16 protein-coding genes are annotated in these 18563 nt (G+C 29.1%); 15 read left to right on the forward strand and 1 reads right to left on the reverse strand.

The genetic code is table 11. The features are described from left to right. Positions 1–249: 249 nt before the first annotated feature. The 11 genes from WJW32_RS08530 (at position 250) to WJW32_RS08580 (ending at position 12617) form a co-directional block, all read left to right on the forward strand. Positions 250–1071 (forward strand): ZIP family metal transporter, encoded by an 822-nt coding sequence (locus WJW32_RS08530; protein WP_340257348.1) that lies wholly within the window; start codon positions 250–252, stop codon positions 1069–1071. A 162-nt stretch (positions 1072–1233) separates the two neighbouring features. Further along, positions 1234–2532: a hypothetical protein gene (locus tag WJW32_RS08535; protein WP_340257350.1), complete on the forward strand. Its 1299-nt coding sequence runs from the start codon at positions 1234–1236 to the stop codon at positions 2530–2532. Beyond that, complete coding sequence (locus tag WJW32_RS08540; RefSeq protein WP_340257352.1) at positions 2525–3082, forward strand: hypothetical protein; 558 nt, start codon at positions 2525–2527, stop codon at positions 3080–3082. The genes WJW32_RS08535 and WJW32_RS08540 overlap by 8 nt, the downstream gene beginning before the upstream one ends. 219 nt (positions 3083–3301) lie before the next feature. After that, positions 3302–4678: a pyridoxal phosphate-dependent decarboxylase family protein gene (locus WJW32_RS08545; RefSeq protein ID WP_340257354.1), complete on the forward strand. Its 1377-nt coding sequence runs from the start codon at positions 3302–3304 to the stop codon at positions 4676–4678. A gap of 78 nt (positions 4679–4756) precedes the next feature. Next, entirely contained in the window at positions 4757–5326 is a 570-nt protein-coding gene (locus tag WJW32_RS08550; RefSeq protein WP_340257356.1) for a flavodoxin family protein, read from the forward strand. 148 nt (positions 5327–5474) lie between these two features. Then, a complete protein-coding gene (locus WJW32_RS08555) occupies positions 5475–6779 on the forward strand; it encodes a hypothetical protein (protein ID WP_340257358.1) in 1305 nt (434 codons plus the stop codon). Further along, positions 6772–7332, forward strand: coding sequence for a hypothetical protein (locus WJW32_RS08560; RefSeq protein WP_340257360.1), 561 nt, complete (start codon positions 6772–6774; stop codon positions 7330–7332). Before WJW32_RS08555 ends, WJW32_RS08560 begins: the two co-directional genes overlap by 8 nt. Before the next feature lie 90 nt (positions 7333–7422). After that, the gene (locus tag WJW32_RS08565; protein WP_340257362.1) at positions 7423–7890 is read left to right on the forward strand and encodes a GNAT family N-acetyltransferase; all 468 of its coding nucleotides are present in this window, start codon (positions 7423–7425) and stop codon (positions 7888–7890) included. 266 nt (positions 7891–8156) lie between these two features. After that, positions 8157–10697: a vitamin B12-dependent ribonucleotide reductase gene (locus WJW32_RS08570; RefSeq protein WP_340257364.1), complete on the forward strand. Its 2541-nt coding sequence runs from the start codon at positions 8157–8159 to the stop codon at positions 10695–10697. A 481-nt stretch (positions 10698–11178) separates the two neighbouring features. Beyond that, complete coding sequence (locus WJW32_RS08575) at positions 11179–11763, forward strand: TetR/AcrR family transcriptional regulator (RefSeq protein ID WP_340257367.1); 585 nt, start codon at positions 11179–11181, stop codon at positions 11761–11763. A gap of 68 nt (positions 11764–11831) precedes the next feature. After that, positions 11832–12617 (forward strand): EFR1 family ferrodoxin, encoded by a 786-nt coding sequence (locus tag WJW32_RS08580; protein WP_340257370.1) that lies wholly within the window; start codon positions 11832–11834, stop codon positions 12615–12617. 276 nt (positions 12618–12893) lie between these two features. On the opposite strand, the gene WJW32_RS08585 is transcribed toward WJW32_RS08580, so the two are convergent. Beyond that, positions 12894–14075, reverse strand: a complete 1182-nt coding sequence (locus WJW32_RS08585; protein WP_340257372.1) for an FprA family A-type flavoprotein — start codon at positions 14073–14075, stop codon at positions 12894–12896. Between the two features lie 237 nt (positions 14076–14312). On the opposite strand from WJW32_RS08585, the gene WJW32_RS08590 reads away from it, so the two are divergent. The 4 genes from WJW32_RS08590 to WJW32_RS08605 are packed head-to-tail and all read left to right on the forward strand — an operon-like array spanning position 14313 to position 18541. Then, positions 14313–14606 carry a hypothetical protein gene (locus tag WJW32_RS08590; RefSeq protein WP_340257374.1) on the forward strand — a complete coding sequence of 98 codons (294 nt, stop codon included), beginning with the start codon at positions 14313–14315 and terminating at the stop codon, positions 14604–14606. Then, positions 14581–16431: a TIGR03960 family B12-binding radical SAM protein gene (locus WJW32_RS08595; protein WP_340257377.1), complete on the forward strand. Its 1851-nt coding sequence runs from the start codon at positions 14581–14583 to the stop codon at positions 16429–16431. The genes WJW32_RS08590 and WJW32_RS08595 overlap by 26 nt, the downstream gene beginning before the upstream one ends. Then, positions 16431–17129, forward strand: coding sequence for a TIGR03936 family radical SAM-associated protein (locus WJW32_RS08600; protein WP_340257379.1), 699 nt, complete (start codon positions 16431–16433; stop codon positions 17127–17129). Before WJW32_RS08595 ends, WJW32_RS08600 begins: the two co-directional genes overlap by 1 nt. A gap of 11 nt (positions 17130–17140) precedes the next feature. Next, positions 17141–18541, forward strand: a complete 1401-nt coding sequence (locus tag WJW32_RS08605; RefSeq protein WP_340257381.1) for an Rne/Rng family ribonuclease — start codon at positions 17141–17143, stop codon at positions 18539–18541. The last annotated feature ends 22 nt before the right edge of the window (positions 18542–18563 follow it).

Below are 18563 nucleotides of genomic sequence, written 5' to 3' on the forward strand. Positions count from 1 at the left end.
TAATTTTAGTTGTTTCCTTTGCCATAACTAAGACCTCCTTACTTTCTTCTATAATTGTAGCAAAGAAAATTTAAAATATATATCCGTCTATTTTTTTACGTTTACGAATGTATGTTGAAAGAGTAAGTAACATGTAGGACTTATACTTATAAAAAACCATAAATTATTTAAATCTAAATTGAAGATATTTCATTATTTTGGGTATAGATAATGTAAAAGGTTAAATAAAAAGTATTGGAGGACAAAACTATGCTTGGATGGTTATCTCAATTCTCACCAGTAACACAAGCTTTAATTGGGACATTATTCACTTGGGGTGTTACAGCACTTGGGGCATCTTTAGTGTTTTTCTTTAAAACGATTAACAAGAAAGTATTAAATGGTATGCTGGGTTTTGCAGCAGGGGTTATGATTGCAGCAAGTTTTTGGTCACTACTAGCACCAGGTATTGAAATGGCAGAAGAACTAGGGCAAACAGCTTGGTTGACGGCTGCAATTGGTTTTTTAGCTGGAGGAGCTTTTTTATTTTCTGTAGATAAGTTATTGCCTCATCTGCATATAGGTCAAGATACTGCTCAAGCAGAAGGTGTAAAAACAAGTTGGCAAAGAAGTGTACTTCTTGTACTAGCCATTACATTACACAATATTCCAGAAGGTCTTGCAGTAGGTGTTGCTTTTGGTGCTGTTGCCTATGGATTACCTTCAGCTTCATTAGCAGGAGCAGTTGCTTTAGCAATTGGTATTGGTTTGCAAAACTTTCCAGAGGGAGCAGCTGTTTCAATACCACTTAGGAGAGAAGGATTCTCTCGTAAAAAAGCATTTTTATATGGGCAGGCATCTGGTATAGTTGAACCAATTGCAGGAGTTATTGGAGCAGTTGCTATTATAGGGATGCGTCCTTTATTACCATATGCATTAGCATTTGCTGCTGGAGCAATGATTTATGTTGTAGTTGAGGAATTAATTCCAGAAGCTCAACAAGGTGAAGAACATATAAGAACTGATATTGCAACAATTGGATGTATGATTGGCTTTGTTGTGATGATGGTTTTAGATGTTGCATTAGGTTAATTAAACTAAAATGAATGAAGAAATCGTGGGTAGAATAGTAGAAATAAGGTATTGGTGTTTTTATAAAAACACCAATACCTTATTTTTATAAGTCTGAAAGTTTATTTACAAATATATCTAAAAAAGTTATAATGAAGAAGATATGTTGGGGGGGATGGAACTATGGAAACGTTATACAAATTAGATAAGAGAAAAATGATTATGTTTTTATTAATATTTTTATTAGCAGCAAGTACACTGACATATATATCTATAAAAGATAATATAGAAGATAAAAAGATCTTAGAACAATATGATGATAGTGTAAAACAAGGAAATTTTGATGTGTGGGGATCAGATCTTATTGAAAAAATGAATTACGGTAGAGCTAGTCAAAATCATAATATGGGAATACTTAGAACTATAGTGATATGTGGTATTGAAATTACAATACTGTGCTTATGTTTTTTTAAAAATAGTAAGATAGCTGTAGATCAAGAGGGTATAAAGGCATATAACTTGTATAAAAATAAGCCTAGTAAGGTATATAACTGGGATGAAATTGAAAATATAAGCTTTCAATATGGAGAGGATATAAGGGGATTTATTCCTTCGTATGGAATGAAAATAAAGATGATTAAAAGAGAAAGTGCTTTTATACCTATTAAAAAATTCTTAAATAATGAAGAAATTGCAACTGTGGTAATGAATTATTATGATAATGTAGAACTTAGTGATAACGATGAAGAATCTTATAGTATTACTGAACTTTTAAAGGATTCGTATAAAGAGTATAAAAATGGATTTAATATTTATATTAAATACAGCCTTATTGTACTTACATTTGCTTTATTAAAAGAATTAATAAAAAATCCAATTGTAGTCTTGATTGTATTAATAGCAAATATATTCTTTGGATATAGGGCATTGATAGCTTTAAATTATAAGGCCTATATGTCTTATAATGGAGAAAATATAGGTTTTGATACTGGATGGGAGTTTGCAAAAGATAAGATAGGAAGATATTTTGTAGCAGGTTTAATTTTAGAAATATCTCTGATTGTATTTATAGGAATGGAGTATTTTTTTATAACTAGTAGTATAGGATTTAATTATAAAGTTATTTGGAGTATAGTATTAGGGATAGTATGTATACTTAGTATATGTAGAATATATTTAATAACTTATATAGCAAGTATAGTTGACAAAGACAAGTCGTATATGTCTTTAAATGGAATAATAATTAAAAAGTATTATAAACAAGTTATGTTTATGTTTTTTGTATCAACTCTTAGAATAGTACCTATTATAATTGAAGGAATTATTAATTATAAAAATTTGAATACAGGTACTGATATGATACAAAAATCATCTTATATGATAATTGTCTTAGATTTATTTTTAATGCCTTTTATAAGTTGTTACTTTATGAGAATTTTAAAAGATTTACCTGTAAGTTCTGGAGATAGTTACAATGAATAAGATATTTTCACATAAAGTATTTCTTCAAATTTTTAGTGTTGTAATCTTAATATTAATGGTTAATTCGTATATGATTAATAAAAATTATAAGGAATATGCTTATAAAAGTATGTCTATAAGCTTGGATAGAGCTATAGAGGAAATTGTAGATATTAATAAGGTTGTATATGGAATGTATAAAAATAATGATTTTGAAAAAGATTATGACGCAAGACATGGATATATAGATTATTTAGATAGACTTGAGATGAGGATAGATGATATGTTTGGTACGAGAACATACCCATTCCATTGGTTTGAGTTAGAATGTATATGGTTTAATGTTAAGGATATAAAAGAAAAAGGTAGCTTGAGTAAAGAAGATGAAGCGTATTTAAAGAATGTGCATAGGTACAATACAGCTTTGATAAATGCTTATTATAGGGTGACGGAAAGTAGAAGTGATCATAAACAAGTTAAACAGGAATACAAGGACTTTATAGAAGAAGCTAATAAGATAAGTGAGGATGAAAAATATAAAGCAATGTTTGAGTATAAGGTTGATAAATAAATTAGTATCATAGTTACCTATATTTCGTGTAAACGAAATATAGGTTTTTAGCGTATGTGGGTTATCAAAAACTTTCTATGAAAATACCGTAAATACAACGAAATTTTGAATACAACTAAGCTTGTATCTTATTAATTATAATGCCTATACTTAAAAAAGAATATTAATGATAAAATGGAAATAGGTGTATAATTTGAAAAATATGGCGGAGGTGGCGATGTGCTAAAGCTTGAAAGATTTGATGAATATTTAGACCAGCTTTCTGATGTAATAAAGGAGTATCAACGAGATATATCTGTTGGACGGGTTGTGCCAAAGGCTTCAAGGAATGATATGGAGGAGCTTTTATTTGAAACGCTTCCAATAGAAGGCTCTGATGCAAAGGATATAATAGATGAGTTTAAAGAAAAGGTTGTTTTAAATTCAACAAAGGTTGGAAGTTCAAGATTTCTTTCGTGGATAATAACAAGCCCTTCGCAGGCCGGTATTTTGGGAGAAATTGCAAATGTAGGAATAAGTCAGGCACCATTTAATTTTAAGGCTGGTCCAGCAGCTACAGTAATAGAGGAAATGGTTATAGGTTGGATGGGACAGCTTTTCGGATATAAAAAAGAATCGGGAGGAATACTTGTAAGCGGTGGAAGTGTTTCAACTCTTACTGCTCTTGGAGCTGCAAGAGAGGCATTTTTACCTGGAAGTACTGAAAATGGAATTCAGAATATTTCAAATCCACTTACTCTTTATACTTCTAAAAAAGCTCATTCTTCAATAGATAAGGCTGTAGGTGTTTTGGGATTTGGAAAGAATATGCTTAAAAAAGTGAATGTAGATGAGTTTTTCAAGATAGATATTGATAGCCTAGAAAAAGAGATAGAAAATGATATTAAACAGGGACTAAGACCATTCTGTATAATTGCTCAGGCGGGAACATCTCTTTCAGGAGCTGTTGATGATATAGATACTCTTTCAGATATTGCTAAGAAATATGGAATGTGGCTTCATGTAGATGGAGCTTATGGTGGAGGGGCAATACTATCAAAAAAAGGTAGGGAGATTCTAAAAGGAATAGAAAAAGCGGATTCAATTTCAGTTGACCCTCATAAGTGGTTCTTTGTTCCTACAGAGGCTGGATGTGTGCTTTTAAAAGACAAAAGACATTTATACAATGCATATAGCACAGGTGTTGCAGAATTTGATGAAAATGCACCTATAAATTATTTGGATTATGGAATACAGTCAACTAGAACTTCAAGGGCCATAAAAACATGGTTTGCCATTAAGACGTATGGAATACAGAAACTTTCACAGGTTGTGGATTTTAATATAGAGATGGCAATTTATTTTGCGGACGAGATTGAAAAAATGGATGGGGTAAGGATATTACATAAGCCACAAACAAGTGCCGTTTGTTTTTCATTTGATAAAGGAGCTACCATGAATCAATCTTTTTTAATAGAAATAGAAGAAGAATTTTTCTTGTCTCCTGCAAATCTTATGGGAGAACATTGCATAAGAGCATGTTTTTCAAATTATAGAACAAGTATAGAGGAAGTCGATCTGCTACTGTATAAAATAAAAAGTTTTGTCGTAGAGTAATGGTGTAAATGCTACTAATTATATGGTGATAAAAAAGACCATATATGTAAGATAAATGAATTTTGAAGGGGTTAATATATGGCTGAAAAGTGGATTGCTATTGTAGGAAGTTCTAGAAAAGGAAAAAATACAGAGTTAATAACTGATTATATTATAAAAGCTCTTAAAGAAAAAGAGATTGATGTTGAAAAGTACATACTTAGTAGTGAGAATATATCAACTTGTTCTGGATGTGAGTATTGTATAAAAACAGGTGAATGTAATATAAATGATGATGTATCAAAAATAATAGAAAATATGAAATTATCCGATGGTTATATACTAGCTTCTCCGTCTTATAATTACAATATGACGGCTCAAATGAAGGCATTACTTGATAGAACATTTTGTCTTAATGATTATAGTGAGGGAAGATGGAAAAGTAGACTATCATCAAATAAGAAAGCCATAGTTGTAGGTACTTGTAAAGGTAAGAGTAAAGAAAGTATGGGATATACTGTTGAAGGGATGAAAAAGGCTCTTTTGGAACTTGATATAGATGTAATTGATGAGATAGAGTATTATGATACGAAATATATGCCTGTTGAAATGAATGAAGGTATAGAAGGAAGAATATTAGAAAGAATTGAGAACAATAAAAAAATATAATTTCAAGAAGAGAATTTATGATTTTTGTAATAAGGTATGGATGCTTTTTTTTGAGTGTCAATACCTTATTTTTATAAGTCTGAAAGCTTATTTACAAATATTAACAAAATGGTTATAATGAAGAAGATTTGCGAGGAGGGATTAAATAATGGAAAAGTTATACAACTTAAATAACAGAAAAATGATTATATTTCTATTAATATTTTTATTATCAGGAAGTACACTTACATATATATCTATAAAAGATAATATAAATCAGAAAAAGATATTAGAAAAATATGATGATGGTGAAAAAAAAGGAAGTTTAGATGTATGGGGCGGATCAGATTTTATCGAAGAAATGGGCTACAGCATGGAGGATAGTAAAAATTATAATAGAGGAGTACTTAGAACTGTATTTATATGTGGAATAGAAGTTATAATACTTTACTTATATTTTTTGAAAAATACTAAGATAGTTGTAGATCAACAGGGTATAAAAGTATATAACTTATACAAAAAGAAGCCTAGTAATATATACAGTTGGGAGGATATTGACAATATAAGATTTCAATATGGAGAGGACATAAGGGGATTTATTCCTTCATATGGAATGAAAATAAAGATGATTAAAAAAGAAAGTATATTCATACCTATTGAAAGATTTGTAAATTATAAAGAAATTTCAGATACGGTGATGAATTATTATGATAACGTCGAGGTTATTGAAAACAATGAAGAAACTTATAGTATTACTGAACTTTTAAAGGGTTCGTATAAAGAGTATAAAAATGGATTTGATGTTTATATGAAATACAGTCTTATTATACTTACATTTGATTTATTAAAAGAATTAATAAAGAATCCAATTGCAAATTTAATTGTATTCATAGCTCAAATATTCTTTGGATATAGAGCATTAATAGCTTTGAATTATAAGGCTTATATGTCTTACAATGGAGAAAAGATAGATTTTGATACTGGTTGGGAGTTTGCTAAAGATAGGATAGGAAGGTATTTTGGAGCAAGTGTGATTTTCGAAGTATGTATGCTTATATTTATAGGAATAGAGTATCTTATTATAACTAGTAGTTTAGAATTTAATTATAAAATTATTTTGAGTATAGTAATATCACTAGTATGTATACTTAGTCTATCTAGAATATATTTAATAACTTATATATCCAGTATAGCTGATACGAATGAGTCGTATATGTCTTTAAATGGAATTGTAATAAAAAAATATTATAAACAGGTTATGTTTATGTTTTTCATATCCTATATTAAATTGATACCTATTATAGTTTTGGGAATTATGAATTACAAAGACTTGTACAGTTTTATTAATACAATAGGCAAAATAACTTATATAAGAATAGTCTTAGATTTGTTTATAATACCTTTTGTAAGCTGCTATTTTGTGAAGCTTTTAAAAGATTTACCTGTAAGTATTGGAGGTGGTTACAATGAGTAAGCTGTTTTCAAATAAAGTATTTCTTCAAATTTTTAGTGTAGTTATGTTAGTATTAATGATTAATTCTTATATGATTAATAAGAATATAAAGGAATATGCTTATAAAAATGCACATGTAAGTTTGAATAATAATATTGATAGGCTATTTGATATTAATAAGGTTATATATGCTATGTATAACGACAATGATTTTGAAAAAGAGTTTCATATAGATCATATATGGACTTTAGATACATTAGATATTGAAATAAACAAAATGTTTGGTATAGATAAAGCCGTATTTAATTGGTTTAGGTTGGAACGGATGTGGATTAATATTCTTGATATAAAGAGAAGGGGTAGGTTGAGTAAAGAGGATGAAAAATATTTAAAAAGTGTACACATGTATAATCAAGATCTGATAAAGGCCTACTATAGAGTGATAGAAGAAAAAAATATAAACAAGGATTATAAAAAAGCTAAACAGGAATATAAGAATTTTATGGAAGAGGCTAATAAGATAACTATTGACGAAAAATATAAAGGAATATTTAAATACAAAGTTAATAAATAAACAGGCATCATAGTTAGAGATATTTCGTACAAATGAAATATAGTTTTTTAGAGTGTGAATGTGTTAGAGGAATTAGGGGGGAAAATTTTAATGAATATAGTTTATTTATGTGAGTATCCTCAATATACAGAAATAGTGGCAAAGTGGATATTTGAGGAATTTGTAAAAGATATAAAACCTGAAATAACATTTGATATGGTACTTAGTAAGCTTAAGAAAAGGAAAAAGAATGATATGCCTGTAACGCTAGTAGCTTTAGAAGATGATTTGTGTTTAGGAACTGTTTCTTTGTTTGATAATGATTTAAAAAATAGACCTGACTTAAAACCATGGCTAGCTTCTCTTATTGTTACCAAAGAGTTTAGAAATACAGGAGTAGGTAGAATTCTTGTTGATGGAATAATAGAAATAGCAAAAGATAGAAATTACAAGCAATTATATTTAAGAACTGAAAAAGCTGTTGATTATTATAAAAAATTAGGATGGGATTATGTAGAAGAAACATTTGATAATAATATTGGGGAAAAAACTCATATCTTTATGAAAAGTATTTTATAATCTACAAGCTATAGTTATGACTGAATAGAGATTTAGCAAATTGAATTGAATTTTATCCTAATGTTTTGTATATACAATAAAACTGAAAAATATGACTATTTAAATATCAGCTAATGTTTAAAAATTCCATTGAAGTAAATACTATATATTGTGTTTTAAATAGAAAAATATAAAAATAAACACAATATAATGATGAAAGTGTTTAGCTTTATTTTATATTGGTATATAGTTTAAAGGGATCATTATTTTAAGTAGGAGCTGAATTTATGAATATAAAAAGTTTAATTAAAAGATATTATACAAAAGAGTTAGAAGAAAATAAAAATTTAACTGTATATGATTTATTTGAGTGGAAAAAAGTTGAGGTAAGAATGTTTGATTACAAAACTAACAACATATTATTCCAAAAAGAAAATTTAGAGTTTCCTGTATTTTATAGTCAGAATGCTTGTGATATCATTGCTAGTAAATATTTTAGAAAAACTGGTGTTAATAATGAATATGGTTATGAAAAATCATTAAAAGAAGTTGTTCACAGAATGGTGAATTTTTGGATGGAAAGTGCTTTAGATGAAGGTTTAATAGATAACGAAAATAAAAATATATTCTATGATGAAGTTTCTTATATGCTTATAAATCAGATGTTTGCGCCGAATTCTCCTCAGTGGTTTAATACTGGACTTAAGCTAACTTATGGAATAGATAAGGAATCAGAAGGTCATTTTTATTATGATACAAAAAAGGAAAAGGTAGTAAAATCTACAGATGCCTATACAAGAACACAAGGTAGTGCTTGTTTTATACTTAATATAAAGGATACATTACTTGGAGATAAATCTATAACGGATCAAATAGTGACTGAAACAAGACTTTTTAAACATGGATCAGGAACAGGAACTAATTTTAGTAGTATTCGTGCAAAAGGAGAAGCTTTATCTGGAGGAGGAACATCATCTGGTATTATGAGTTTTCTTAAGGTATTTGATGCTAACGCAGGAGCTATAAAGTCAGGTGGTACAACAAGAAGAGCAGCTAAAATGGTAATCATGGATGCAGATCATCCTGAAATTTTAGATTTTATAAAATGGAAGGCAAAAGAAGAAGATAAGGTAATAGCACTTGGTAAAATGGGATATGATACCGATTTTAATTCAGAAGCATATTCAACTGTATCGGGTCAAAATTCAAATAATTCGATTAGAATTACGAATAAGTTGATGAAAAAAATGATAGGAAAAGATAAAGATTATTCTTGGGAGTTAAAGGGAAGAGTAGATTCAAAAGTAAATAAAGCTATAAATGCAAAAGATTTATGGGATGAAATAAATTATTCATCATGGAGATGCGAAGATCCAGCACTTCAATTTCACGATATAATAAATGATTGGAATACATGTCCTTTAGGAGAAAATGGTGAAAATGAAGAAATAAAAGGATCAAATCCTTGTAGTGAATATCACTTTTTAGATGATACTGCATGTAATTTGGCTAGTATAAATATAGTGAAATTTTATGATCTAAAAACTAATAAATTCGATATAGATGGATATTTACATGCAATAAGTCTTATTCAATTAGTTCTTGAATCAACTATTAATTGGGGTCAATTTCCAACAGAAGATATTGCAAGAAGATCACATTTTTTTAGAACTACAGGACTTGGAATTGCTAATACTGGTTCTCTTCATATTATGATGGGACATCCTTATGATTCAAACAGTGCAAGAGCAATAGCAGCTTCTTTGGTTGGAATTATGACAGGTCAATCTTATTATGTATCATCATTAATGGCAAAAGAAGTAGGAAGTTTTTCAAAATATGAAATAAATAAAAAGCATATGATCAATGTTATAAAAAATCATTCTATAGCTGCTGGAGCAATTGATTCTTCTTATGAAGGGCTAGGGTATAGTCCAATTAAAGTAAATCATGAAATATTAATACATGAAAAACAAAGTGATTTAAGTACTACTTTAAAAGCTGTATGGGAAAAGGCAATTGAAGGTGGGAAAAAATATGGATATAGGAATGCTCAAGTGAGTGTTATTGCTCCAACTGGGACTATATCTCTTGCCATGGATTGTGCTACTACTTCAATAGAGCCATTCTTTGCACATGTAGTATATAAAAAATTAGTAGGAGGAGGATTTATGGAGTTTATAAATCCATATATTCCTACAACACTTGAAAAACTAGGCTATAGTAAACAACAGATAGAAGATATAGTGAATTATGTAATGGAAAAAGAAACTATAAATGAAAATGGTTATGAGTATAAAAAAATAATAGATGGGAAAATAGAAGGAGCCCCTCATATAAAAGAAGAGCATCTTCCTATATTCGATACAGCGAATAAATGTGGAAGTGGAAAAAGGTTCATATCATCAATAGGACATGTTAAGATGGTAGCAGCATTGACTCCATTTGTTTCAGGAGCAATAAGTAAAACAGTTAATCTTCCTAATGAAGCTAGTATAGATGATTTTAAAAATGTATATAAAAAGGCATTTGAGTTAGGGGTAAAATGTATTTCTTTATACAGAGATGGATCTAAAGCCAGTCAGCCACTTAATCAAGCTAAGCGTACTAAAAGTGAAAAGTTAGAAGATATGACATATAATGAACTTTTAGAATATGCTAAGGCATTAAAAGAAAATAATAAACAAACTTCTATAGAAATAGATGAGAAGAAAAACTCAACAGAATACAAGAAAGTAACCTGCTCAAACTGTGCAAGTACTAGTATTATACCTAATGGAACTTGTTATATTTGTAGGAATTGTGGCACAACAACGGGATGTAGTTAAAATATAAATGATATAAATATATATGAAAAAGATGTATACGAAAATAACGCTGATTCAATAGTTATTTTTGCTTACATCTTTTTTTATTGCAATATATAAAACTGTATGGAATAATTTATATCTATTTGATAGTATGTATATGAGTGTGTGGATAGAGATAGAGTTTGTACTTAGACTCAAGATAATGCACATTAAAATAACACTACATCCACTTAGGGCTGGAGTTAAGAACTTAACAGCTTCTGGATTAGATTACCCCTAGGGCACTTACGCAACTAAAAATTCAGTTAGAATAAAAACTCCATCTGAATTAAGTTTCGCTTTATAAAATATCCTAAAAGTTCTAAACTCCCTGAGGTCAGACAACGAACTTTCTTAACGGATATTTTAACAGCATAATCTAAGTTTTATAGTGCATTTATGATATTGGAGTAGAACAATTTAGGAATATTTTATCTATTTTATGCAGATAGGAGGTACTATGAGCGATTTGAGAAAAGCAAAAGGTGAAGAGACAAGGATTAAGATTATTAATTCAACGATTGATATTATCTCTTTTGAAGGCATATCGCAGATCAGCACAAAACGAATTGCAGATATGGCGGGAATTAGCAAGAGCAATTTATTTCATCATTTCAGTTCGATTCAAGATATTATTGAGAGTGTAGTTTATGAACTATGCAATAATATGGATGTGTTTGCCGATGGAGATGAATTCAATAGCCTTGAAGAAACTTTTGAGAGAATTGGTGAGCAGATATTAGGTGGCGATGCTCATTTGATGACTTACTATAGAGTCATGATTGCACTAAGTAGTGACATGTCATATCACGAATGTTTTAAGGAACTTTTAGAAAGGCAACAGAATGAAACAATCCAACTGGTAAAATCGGTTGTATTTGCAGTGGAAAAGACTCATTTATCAGATGACTTGGCTGAACTTCTGGTACTTGATATTGAGGGACTTGTTAAAGCATATTTGAGAGATGAGGATAAAGAAAAATATAAAAGATATTGGGATATAAAATCCCAAATGTATATTAGAGATTTTAGAACTCAAAACTAAGGCATGAAATTGCCTTTTGTTTTTGCAAAAGAAACTGACCGAATGATCGGTAAAGGAGAGAAGAAGATATGAAAACATCAGTTTATTATTTTTCAGGAACGGGGAACTCGTTGAATGTTGCAAAACATATTGCTAAGGGAATAGAAAATGCAAAAGTAGTATCAATTGCATCTCTTCAAAATCAAAAAGTTGTAGAGGATGACAGTGAAAGACTGGTTATTGTAACGCCAACATACTACATAAAGTTGCCGAATATAGTAAGAAAATTTATAAATAAAATAAATTTAGAGAAGGTTGACTATATAGCCGTTATTGCAACATGTGGTGGAGGTGCTGGTTATGTTTTAAACGAAGCAGAGGAATTATTGAATAGGAAAGGAAAAAACTTAGATGCTGGCTTTGAACTAGATATGGTGGAGAATAGCATTGTTCTTAAATTATCAGAAGACGTAATAAGGGAAAGATTAAATCAAGAACAGGGGCATGTGAATGAAATAATAAAAGTCATAAGCAATAAAGAAATGAGACAGGTTAGTAGTAAGAGTAAAACACGACATCAAATGAAAAGTAAAGTGTTAGAGTTTGTATTAAAAAAGCTAGCGGGACTGGATCGAAAGAAATGCAAGAAAGATATTTGCGTTCATTGTGGTATATGTGAAAAAGTATGTCCTAGAAGTATTGTTACAATAAAAGATGGATACCCAGTTTGGAACGGAGAATGTGAAGATTGCATGGCTTGTATTCATTGGTGTCCAAAACAAGCGATATCATTTGGTATGATTCGTGTAAATAAAGAAAATGTATATCATCATCCAAATGTAACGATGAAGGAGATAATTGATCAAAAGCAGTAAACTTGGAGTTTATTTGACTGAGATAATTTAGCTTTTGTCGTTTGATAATCTGTTAAAAAATTGCGTTTGTTTGACCATAGGGAGTTTAGAAATTATAGGATTACCAATAAGACGAAGGCTTAGTTATCTTCAAAATATCGTAGCATTACTGTTATTTCTATAGTCATATTTTGAGATTAAAGCACAATTAATTTAATATATTCTTTTAATCTTAAATAAAAAATTAATCTTAAATAAAAAATCCGCAAATCACAATGATTTACGGATTTTTATTACTTACATATTCTTTGCAAATTCCTTACCGAACTCCACACATTGATTTAAAGTTTCTTCAGATGGTGAGAATTTCTTTGTTATAGATTCAACAGGCATCTTAAAGCCCATTATCTTAACCATAGACTCTGCCATCTTGATTCCTTCACCACTCCATCCAAATGAACCAAATACTCCAGCTATCTTACCCATATTAGCCATAGGATCTATTATTGATAAAGCATCCCACATAGGCTTAACCATAGATTTATTTATAGTAGGAGATCCTAGTAAAAGTCCTTTAGACATATTTATTACATCATGAATAGTCTCTAAGCTTTCATTTTCTATATCTAAAAACTCTACTTCAACTCCTTCAGACTCTAATCCCTCTTTTATCTTCTCAGCCATTAAAACAGTATTTCTATAAGCTGATAGGTAAAGTAGGGCTACTTTCTTTTGGTTTGAAGTTTCAACTACCTCATTAGACCACTCAGTATACTTTTGTATATTGTAGCTTATATCTTCAGATAATATAGGACCATGAGAAGTAAGTATTGTATCTATTTCAAAATCTCTAACCTTATTTATAGCACTTAAAGCATGCTTTGCAAAAGGTTTTACTATACAGTCATAATAATGCTTTAATGATTTTTTGTAATCATCAGTATGAACAATCTTAGGGTCTACACTTGCGTAGTGAGAACCAAAAGCATCACATGAGAATAATACCTTGTCTGATTCACTGTATACAAACATAGTATCAGACCAGTGAAGGAATGGTGCTGTTACAAATTTTAATTTCTTGCTTCCAATGTCAAGTTCTTCTCCGTCCTTTATAACATGACATTTAAATTCTTGATTTACTTGTTCTTTTAAGAATATACTGGCAGCCTTAGTACAGTATACTTCAATATCAGGGTTTATCTCTAGTAGGTACTTCAAAGATCCAGAGTGATCAGGCTCAGTATGATTTATTATAACGTAATCTATGTTTTTAATATCAGTTAATTTAGATAGTTTTTCAAGATACTCATCTTTAAAATTTGCTTTAACGGTATCTATTAAAACTTTTTTTTCATCATCTATAAAGTATGAATTATAAGTGCTTCCAAACTCTGTTTTCATTATAATATCGAATACTTCAAGACCTGGGTCTAATACTCCTGTCCAGTGAATATTGTTTTTTATCTTAAATGATTCCATTTATAAAACCCCTCTCAAATTTATTATATTTCCTATATACCCGTATAAATTTAGTTTAATCACAAAATATGGATAAATTAAAACTTAATTCAGATTAATTTTTGTTGTATAAGTTAATTATTAAAATAATATAGGAATAATATTCATACAATTAAATATAAGGCTATTACATAAGTGTTACAGAGTTATTTATTTGACTGCAAATTGAAAATGTAATTTATATAAGGAGGAGTTATTATGATTAGAAAAAATAAGGTTAAAAGAAATTTAAGAAAAAATAGGTTTAAAAAAACAGGATTTAACAAAAATAGAAATAGAGTCAATAAAGTTTTGATACAGTTTGTAATTTCATGTATAATTGTTTTATTGGCTTTTGGGACAAAATTAAATATATATAATAGTCAAAGATATACAAATCAGCTTAAAACAGTCTTGGAATATAATGTAGACTTTAAAGAATATTCAAATGTATTACACAAAAAAGTAACGGAGGTATTGAAAATATATGACCAAAAAGGTGAACTTGAATGATATTTTAATGAAGGTTGAAAAGCCTGCAAGATATTTGGGAAATGAAATAAATTCTTATCATAAGGATACATCGAATGAAGATTTAATTAGGTTTGGTTTTTCTTTTCCTGATGTATATGAAGTAGGAATGAGTCATTTAGGACTTCAAATATTATATGGAGTTTTAAATGAAAGAGATGATATTTTATGTGAAAGAATATTTTCTCCAGCTATTGATATGGAAGAAAAAATGAGAGAAAATAATATTCCAATGTTTGGTTTGGAATCAAGAGAGAGTATTACTAATTTTGATTTTTTAGCATTTACTCTACAATATGAGCTTTCTTATACAAATATATTAAATATATTAGATTTAGCTAAGGTTGAAATTTTGGCTAAAGACAGAAAAAGAAATGATCCTTTTATATTAGTTGGAGGACCTTGTGCTTATAATAGTGAGCCTTTAGCAGATTTTGTTGATATAGTTTCTCTTGGAGAAGGAGAAGAGGTTTTATTAGAAGTAGTAGATAGATATAAAATGTGGAAGAATACAGATAAGTCTAGAGAAGAATTCTTATATGATCTAGCTAAAAATGTAGATGGTATATATATTCCTTCTTTATATGAAGTTGAATATAATGAGGATAATACAGTAAAAAGTGTTAATCCATCAAAAGATGATATACCTAAAAAAATTCAAAAAAGAATAATAAAGAATTTGGATGAATGTTTTTTCCCAGAAAAAATAGTTGTTCCTTATATAAATATAGTACACAATAGAATAATGCTTGAGTTGTTCAGAGGATGTACAAGAGGATGTAGATTCTGCCAAGCTGGAATGATATACAGACCTATAAGAGAGAGAAGTGTAGATAGATTAAAAGATATTGCTAAAAAACTAGTTGAAAGCACTGGACATGAAGAGATGTCTTTAGCGTCTTTAAGTACTAGTGATTATTCAAACCTTGGACCGATAACAGATCATTTAATTGAAGAGTATTCTAAAAAACAAAGAGTAGCTCTATCTCTTCCATCTTTAAGACTTGATAACTTCTCTTTAGAACTTGCACATAAGGTTCAAGAGGTTAGAAAGAGTGGATTAACATTTGCACCAGAAGCTGGAACTCAAAGACTTAGGGATGTTATAAATAAGGGAATTACTGAATTTGATCTTGAGAATGCAACTAGAAAAGCATTTGGAAAAGGATGGAATAGTGTGAAACTTTACTTTATGATAGGACTTCCTACGGAAAATTATGATGATTTAGATGGAATAAAGGATCTTGCTTATAAGGTAATAGATATATACAGAGATGTTCACGAAGGAAAGTTAACTAGAAACTTTGGGGTTACAGTGAGTACATCTACATTCGTTCCAAAACCATTTACTCCATTCCAATGGCATGGACAAGATACTCAAGATGAAATTAGAGAAAAACAAATACACTTAACTAAAAAATTAAAGAATAGAAATATTAAGTATAATTACCACGATAGTAAGACAAGCTTGTTAGAGGCTGTAATGGCAAGAGGAGATAGAAGAATAGGTAAGGTTATTTATGATGCATATAAAAAAGGATGTAAGTTTGATGGATGGAGTGAGCACTTCAAGTTTGATTTATGGGTAGAGGCTTTTGAAGAGAACAATATCGATATGGCTTTTTATGCTAACAGACATAGAGAGTATGATGAAGTATTCCCTTGGGATCATATAGATGTAGGTGTTAGTAAGAAGTTCTTAGAAAGAGAGAATGAACTTTCTAAGACTGAAGCTTTAACTCCTGATTGTAGACATAAATGTAATGCTTGTGGTATAAATACTGACTTAGCAAGGGGGTTATGCTAATGAATGTTATAAGATGTAAGTTTACTAAAGAAAAAGATATGGTATATATATCGCATCTAGATCTTCAAAGACTTTTACAAAGAATTTTAAGAAAAGCTGGAATAAAGGTAGCTTATTCTCAAGGCTTTAATCCTCATCCGAAAATTTCATTTGGACAGGCACTATCTTTAGGTGTTACAAGTTATGGAGAGTATATAGATGTCGAACTTGAGGAGATAGTTGAGGCAGATGAATTTTTAACTAGGGTAAATGGTGCGCTTCCAGATGGAATAAAAATTCAAAAGGTGAAGTTTATAGATAAAACATTAACTCCGTCATTGAGTTCTTCTATAAGCCATGGCTCATACCTAATAAGCATGAATATAAATTCTGATATAGAAGTTGAAGATATAAAAACTAAGGTTGATGAATTTATGAAGCTTGATGAAATAATAAACATAAAAAAGAATAAAAAAGGGAAATTAAAAGAAGTAAATATAAGACCTTTAATAAAAACATTAAAAGTGGTATCTCTAGAAGAAAATATACTTACTTTAAACATGTTAATTGCAACTGGATCAAGTGCAAACTTAAATCCAAGCGTTTTATTAGATAAGTTAAATGGATTTTATGATATAGGTATAGACCTTGAAAATCTTAAAATAACTAGAACTGATTTATATATAGAAGACAATAATAAACTTTTAGCACCTATGTAGGATGTGATTTAATGAAAAGATTATTAGTAGATATCGGCTTATATCAATCTAAAGTTGCTTATGTTGAGGATGATAAAATAGTAGATTTATTCATTGAAGATAAAATGGATGAAAAACTACAAGGCAATATATATAGAGGAATAGTAAAAAATGTGCTTCCTGGAATGGAAGCTGCATTTGTGGATATAGGGATTAATAAAAATGCGTATTTAAAGCTTTCTAAAGGTCATAATATAAAAACAGGACAAGAATTACTTGTTCAAGTTAACAAAGAAGCAATAAACGATAAAGGACCTAAAATCACTCAAGAGATAAGTATACCTGGTAGATATTTAGTATTAATGCCTACTAGAGATGATATAGCTATATCAAACAAGATAAAAGATAAAGAAGAAGTAAAGAGAATCAAATCCGTAATAGAGGAAATAGATACTAAGGGTATGGGACTTATAATAAGAACTGATGCTTTAGATAAACAAAAAACAGATTTTGAAAATGATATAAATGAAACTTTAAAAATCTGGGATGAAATTCAAAGTAGTAATAAGTTAGGTATGGGTTCTAAAGCTTTGTATAAGGATTTAGATATAACATTAAAGGTAATAAGAGATGTTTTCACAAGTGATTTTGAAAAGATAGTTGTAAACAATAAACAAGAGTATGAAAAAGTAGTTGATGTTTTAACTAAAATAGATAAATCGTTTAAAAATAAAGTTGAACACTTCGATGAAGGACTTGACTTATTTGATTATTACAAAATAAAAAAAGATTTAAAAACAGCTTTAAATAGGAAGGTATGGCTAAAAAACGGTGCTTATATAATAATAGATAAGACAGAAGCTATGACCGTTATAGATGTTAATACTGGTAAGTTTACAGGCAAATTAGGGCTTGATGAAACTGTATTTAAAACAAATTTAGAAGCGTGTAAAGAAATAGCTAGGCAAATAAGGCTTAGAAATGTAGCTGGAATTATAATTATAGATTTTATAGATATGAGAAAAGATAATTATAAACAGCAAATTCTAAAAAAACTTCAAATATATTTAAACAAAGATAAAACAAAAGCTCAAGTATTAGGGATGACAAATTTAGGGCTTGTAGAAGTTGTTAGGAAAAAATCTAATGACACACTAGATAAGTATTTTCAAGCACCATGTATTTATTGTAGTGGACAAGGTAGTTTAAAATCTAAAAATAAAATACTAAATGATATAGAAAAGGAAATAATAAGACTTAAGAATCATACAAATCTTAAAAAAGCTTTATTTAAGTGCTCAAATTATATATTTAATTTAGTAAAAGAAGACGATTTTAAGCATACAAAAGAAATATCTAAATACTATGATATTAACATTGAATTTTCAGAGGATAAGGATTTGAATCCAAACGAGATAATAACTATATATTAAAGTAAATATTTTCTTGACAACG

Source organism: Tepidibacter sp. Z1-5 (genome assembly GCF_037844525.1).
Taxonomy (GTDB): Bacteria; Bacillota; Clostridia; order Peptostreptococcales; family Peptostreptococcaceae; genus Tepidibacter_A.

Excerpts from the sequence above, each read along its gene's own strand:
- WJW32_RS08530 (WP_340257348.1), top strand. The coding sequence starts at position 250 with ATGCTTGGATGGTTATCTCAATTCTCACCAGTAACACAAGCTTTAATT.
- WJW32_RS08535 (WP_340257350.1), top strand. The coding sequence starts at position 1,234 with ATGGAAACGTTATACAAATTAGATAAGAGAAAAATGATTATGTTTTTA.
- WJW32_RS08540 (WP_340257352.1), top strand. The coding sequence starts at position 2,525 with ATGAATAAGATATTTTCACATAAAGTATTTCTTCAAATTTTTAGTGTT.
- WJW32_RS08550 (WP_340257356.1), top strand. The coding sequence starts at position 4,757 with ATGGCTGAAAAGTGGATTGCTATTGTAGGAAGTTCTAGAAAAGGAAAA.
- WJW32_RS08555 (WP_340257358.1), top strand. The coding sequence starts at position 5,475 with ATGGAAAAGTTATACAACTTAAATAACAGAAAAATGATTATATTTCTA.
- WJW32_RS08560 (WP_340257360.1), top strand. The coding sequence starts at position 6,772 with ATGAGTAAGCTGTTTTCAAATAAAGTATTTCTTCAAATTTTTAGTGTA.
- WJW32_RS08565 (WP_340257362.1), top strand. The coding sequence starts at position 7,423 with ATGAATATAGTTTATTTATGTGAGTATCCTCAATATACAGAAATAGTG.
- WJW32_RS08570 (WP_340257364.1), top strand. The coding sequence starts at position 8,157 with ATGAATATAAAAAGTTTAATTAAAAGATATTATACAAAAGAGTTAGAA.
- WJW32_RS08575 (WP_340257367.1), top strand. The coding sequence starts at position 11,179 with ATGAGCGATTTGAGAAAAGCAAAAGGTGAAGAGACAAGGATTAAGATT.
- WJW32_RS08580 (WP_340257370.1), top strand. The coding sequence starts at position 11,832 with ATGAAAACATCAGTTTATTATTTTTCAGGAACGGGGAACTCGTTGAAT.
- WJW32_RS08585 (WP_340257372.1), bottom strand. The coding sequence starts at position 14,075 with ATGGAATCATTTAAGATAAAAAACAATATTCACTGGACAGGAGTATTA.
- WJW32_RS08590 (WP_340257374.1), top strand. The coding sequence starts at position 14,313 with ATGATTAGAAAAAATAAGGTTAAAAGAAATTTAAGAAAAAATAGGTTT.
- WJW32_RS08595 (WP_340257377.1), top strand. The coding sequence starts at position 14,581 with ATGACCAAAAAGGTGAACTTGAATGATATTTTAATGAAGGTTGAAAAG.
- WJW32_RS08600 (WP_340257379.1), top strand. The coding sequence starts at position 16,431 with ATGAATGTTATAAGATGTAAGTTTACTAAAGAAAAAGATATGGTATAT.
- WJW32_RS08605 (WP_340257381.1), top strand. The coding sequence starts at position 17,141 with ATGAAAAGATTATTAGTAGATATCGGCTTATATCAATCTAAAGTTGCT.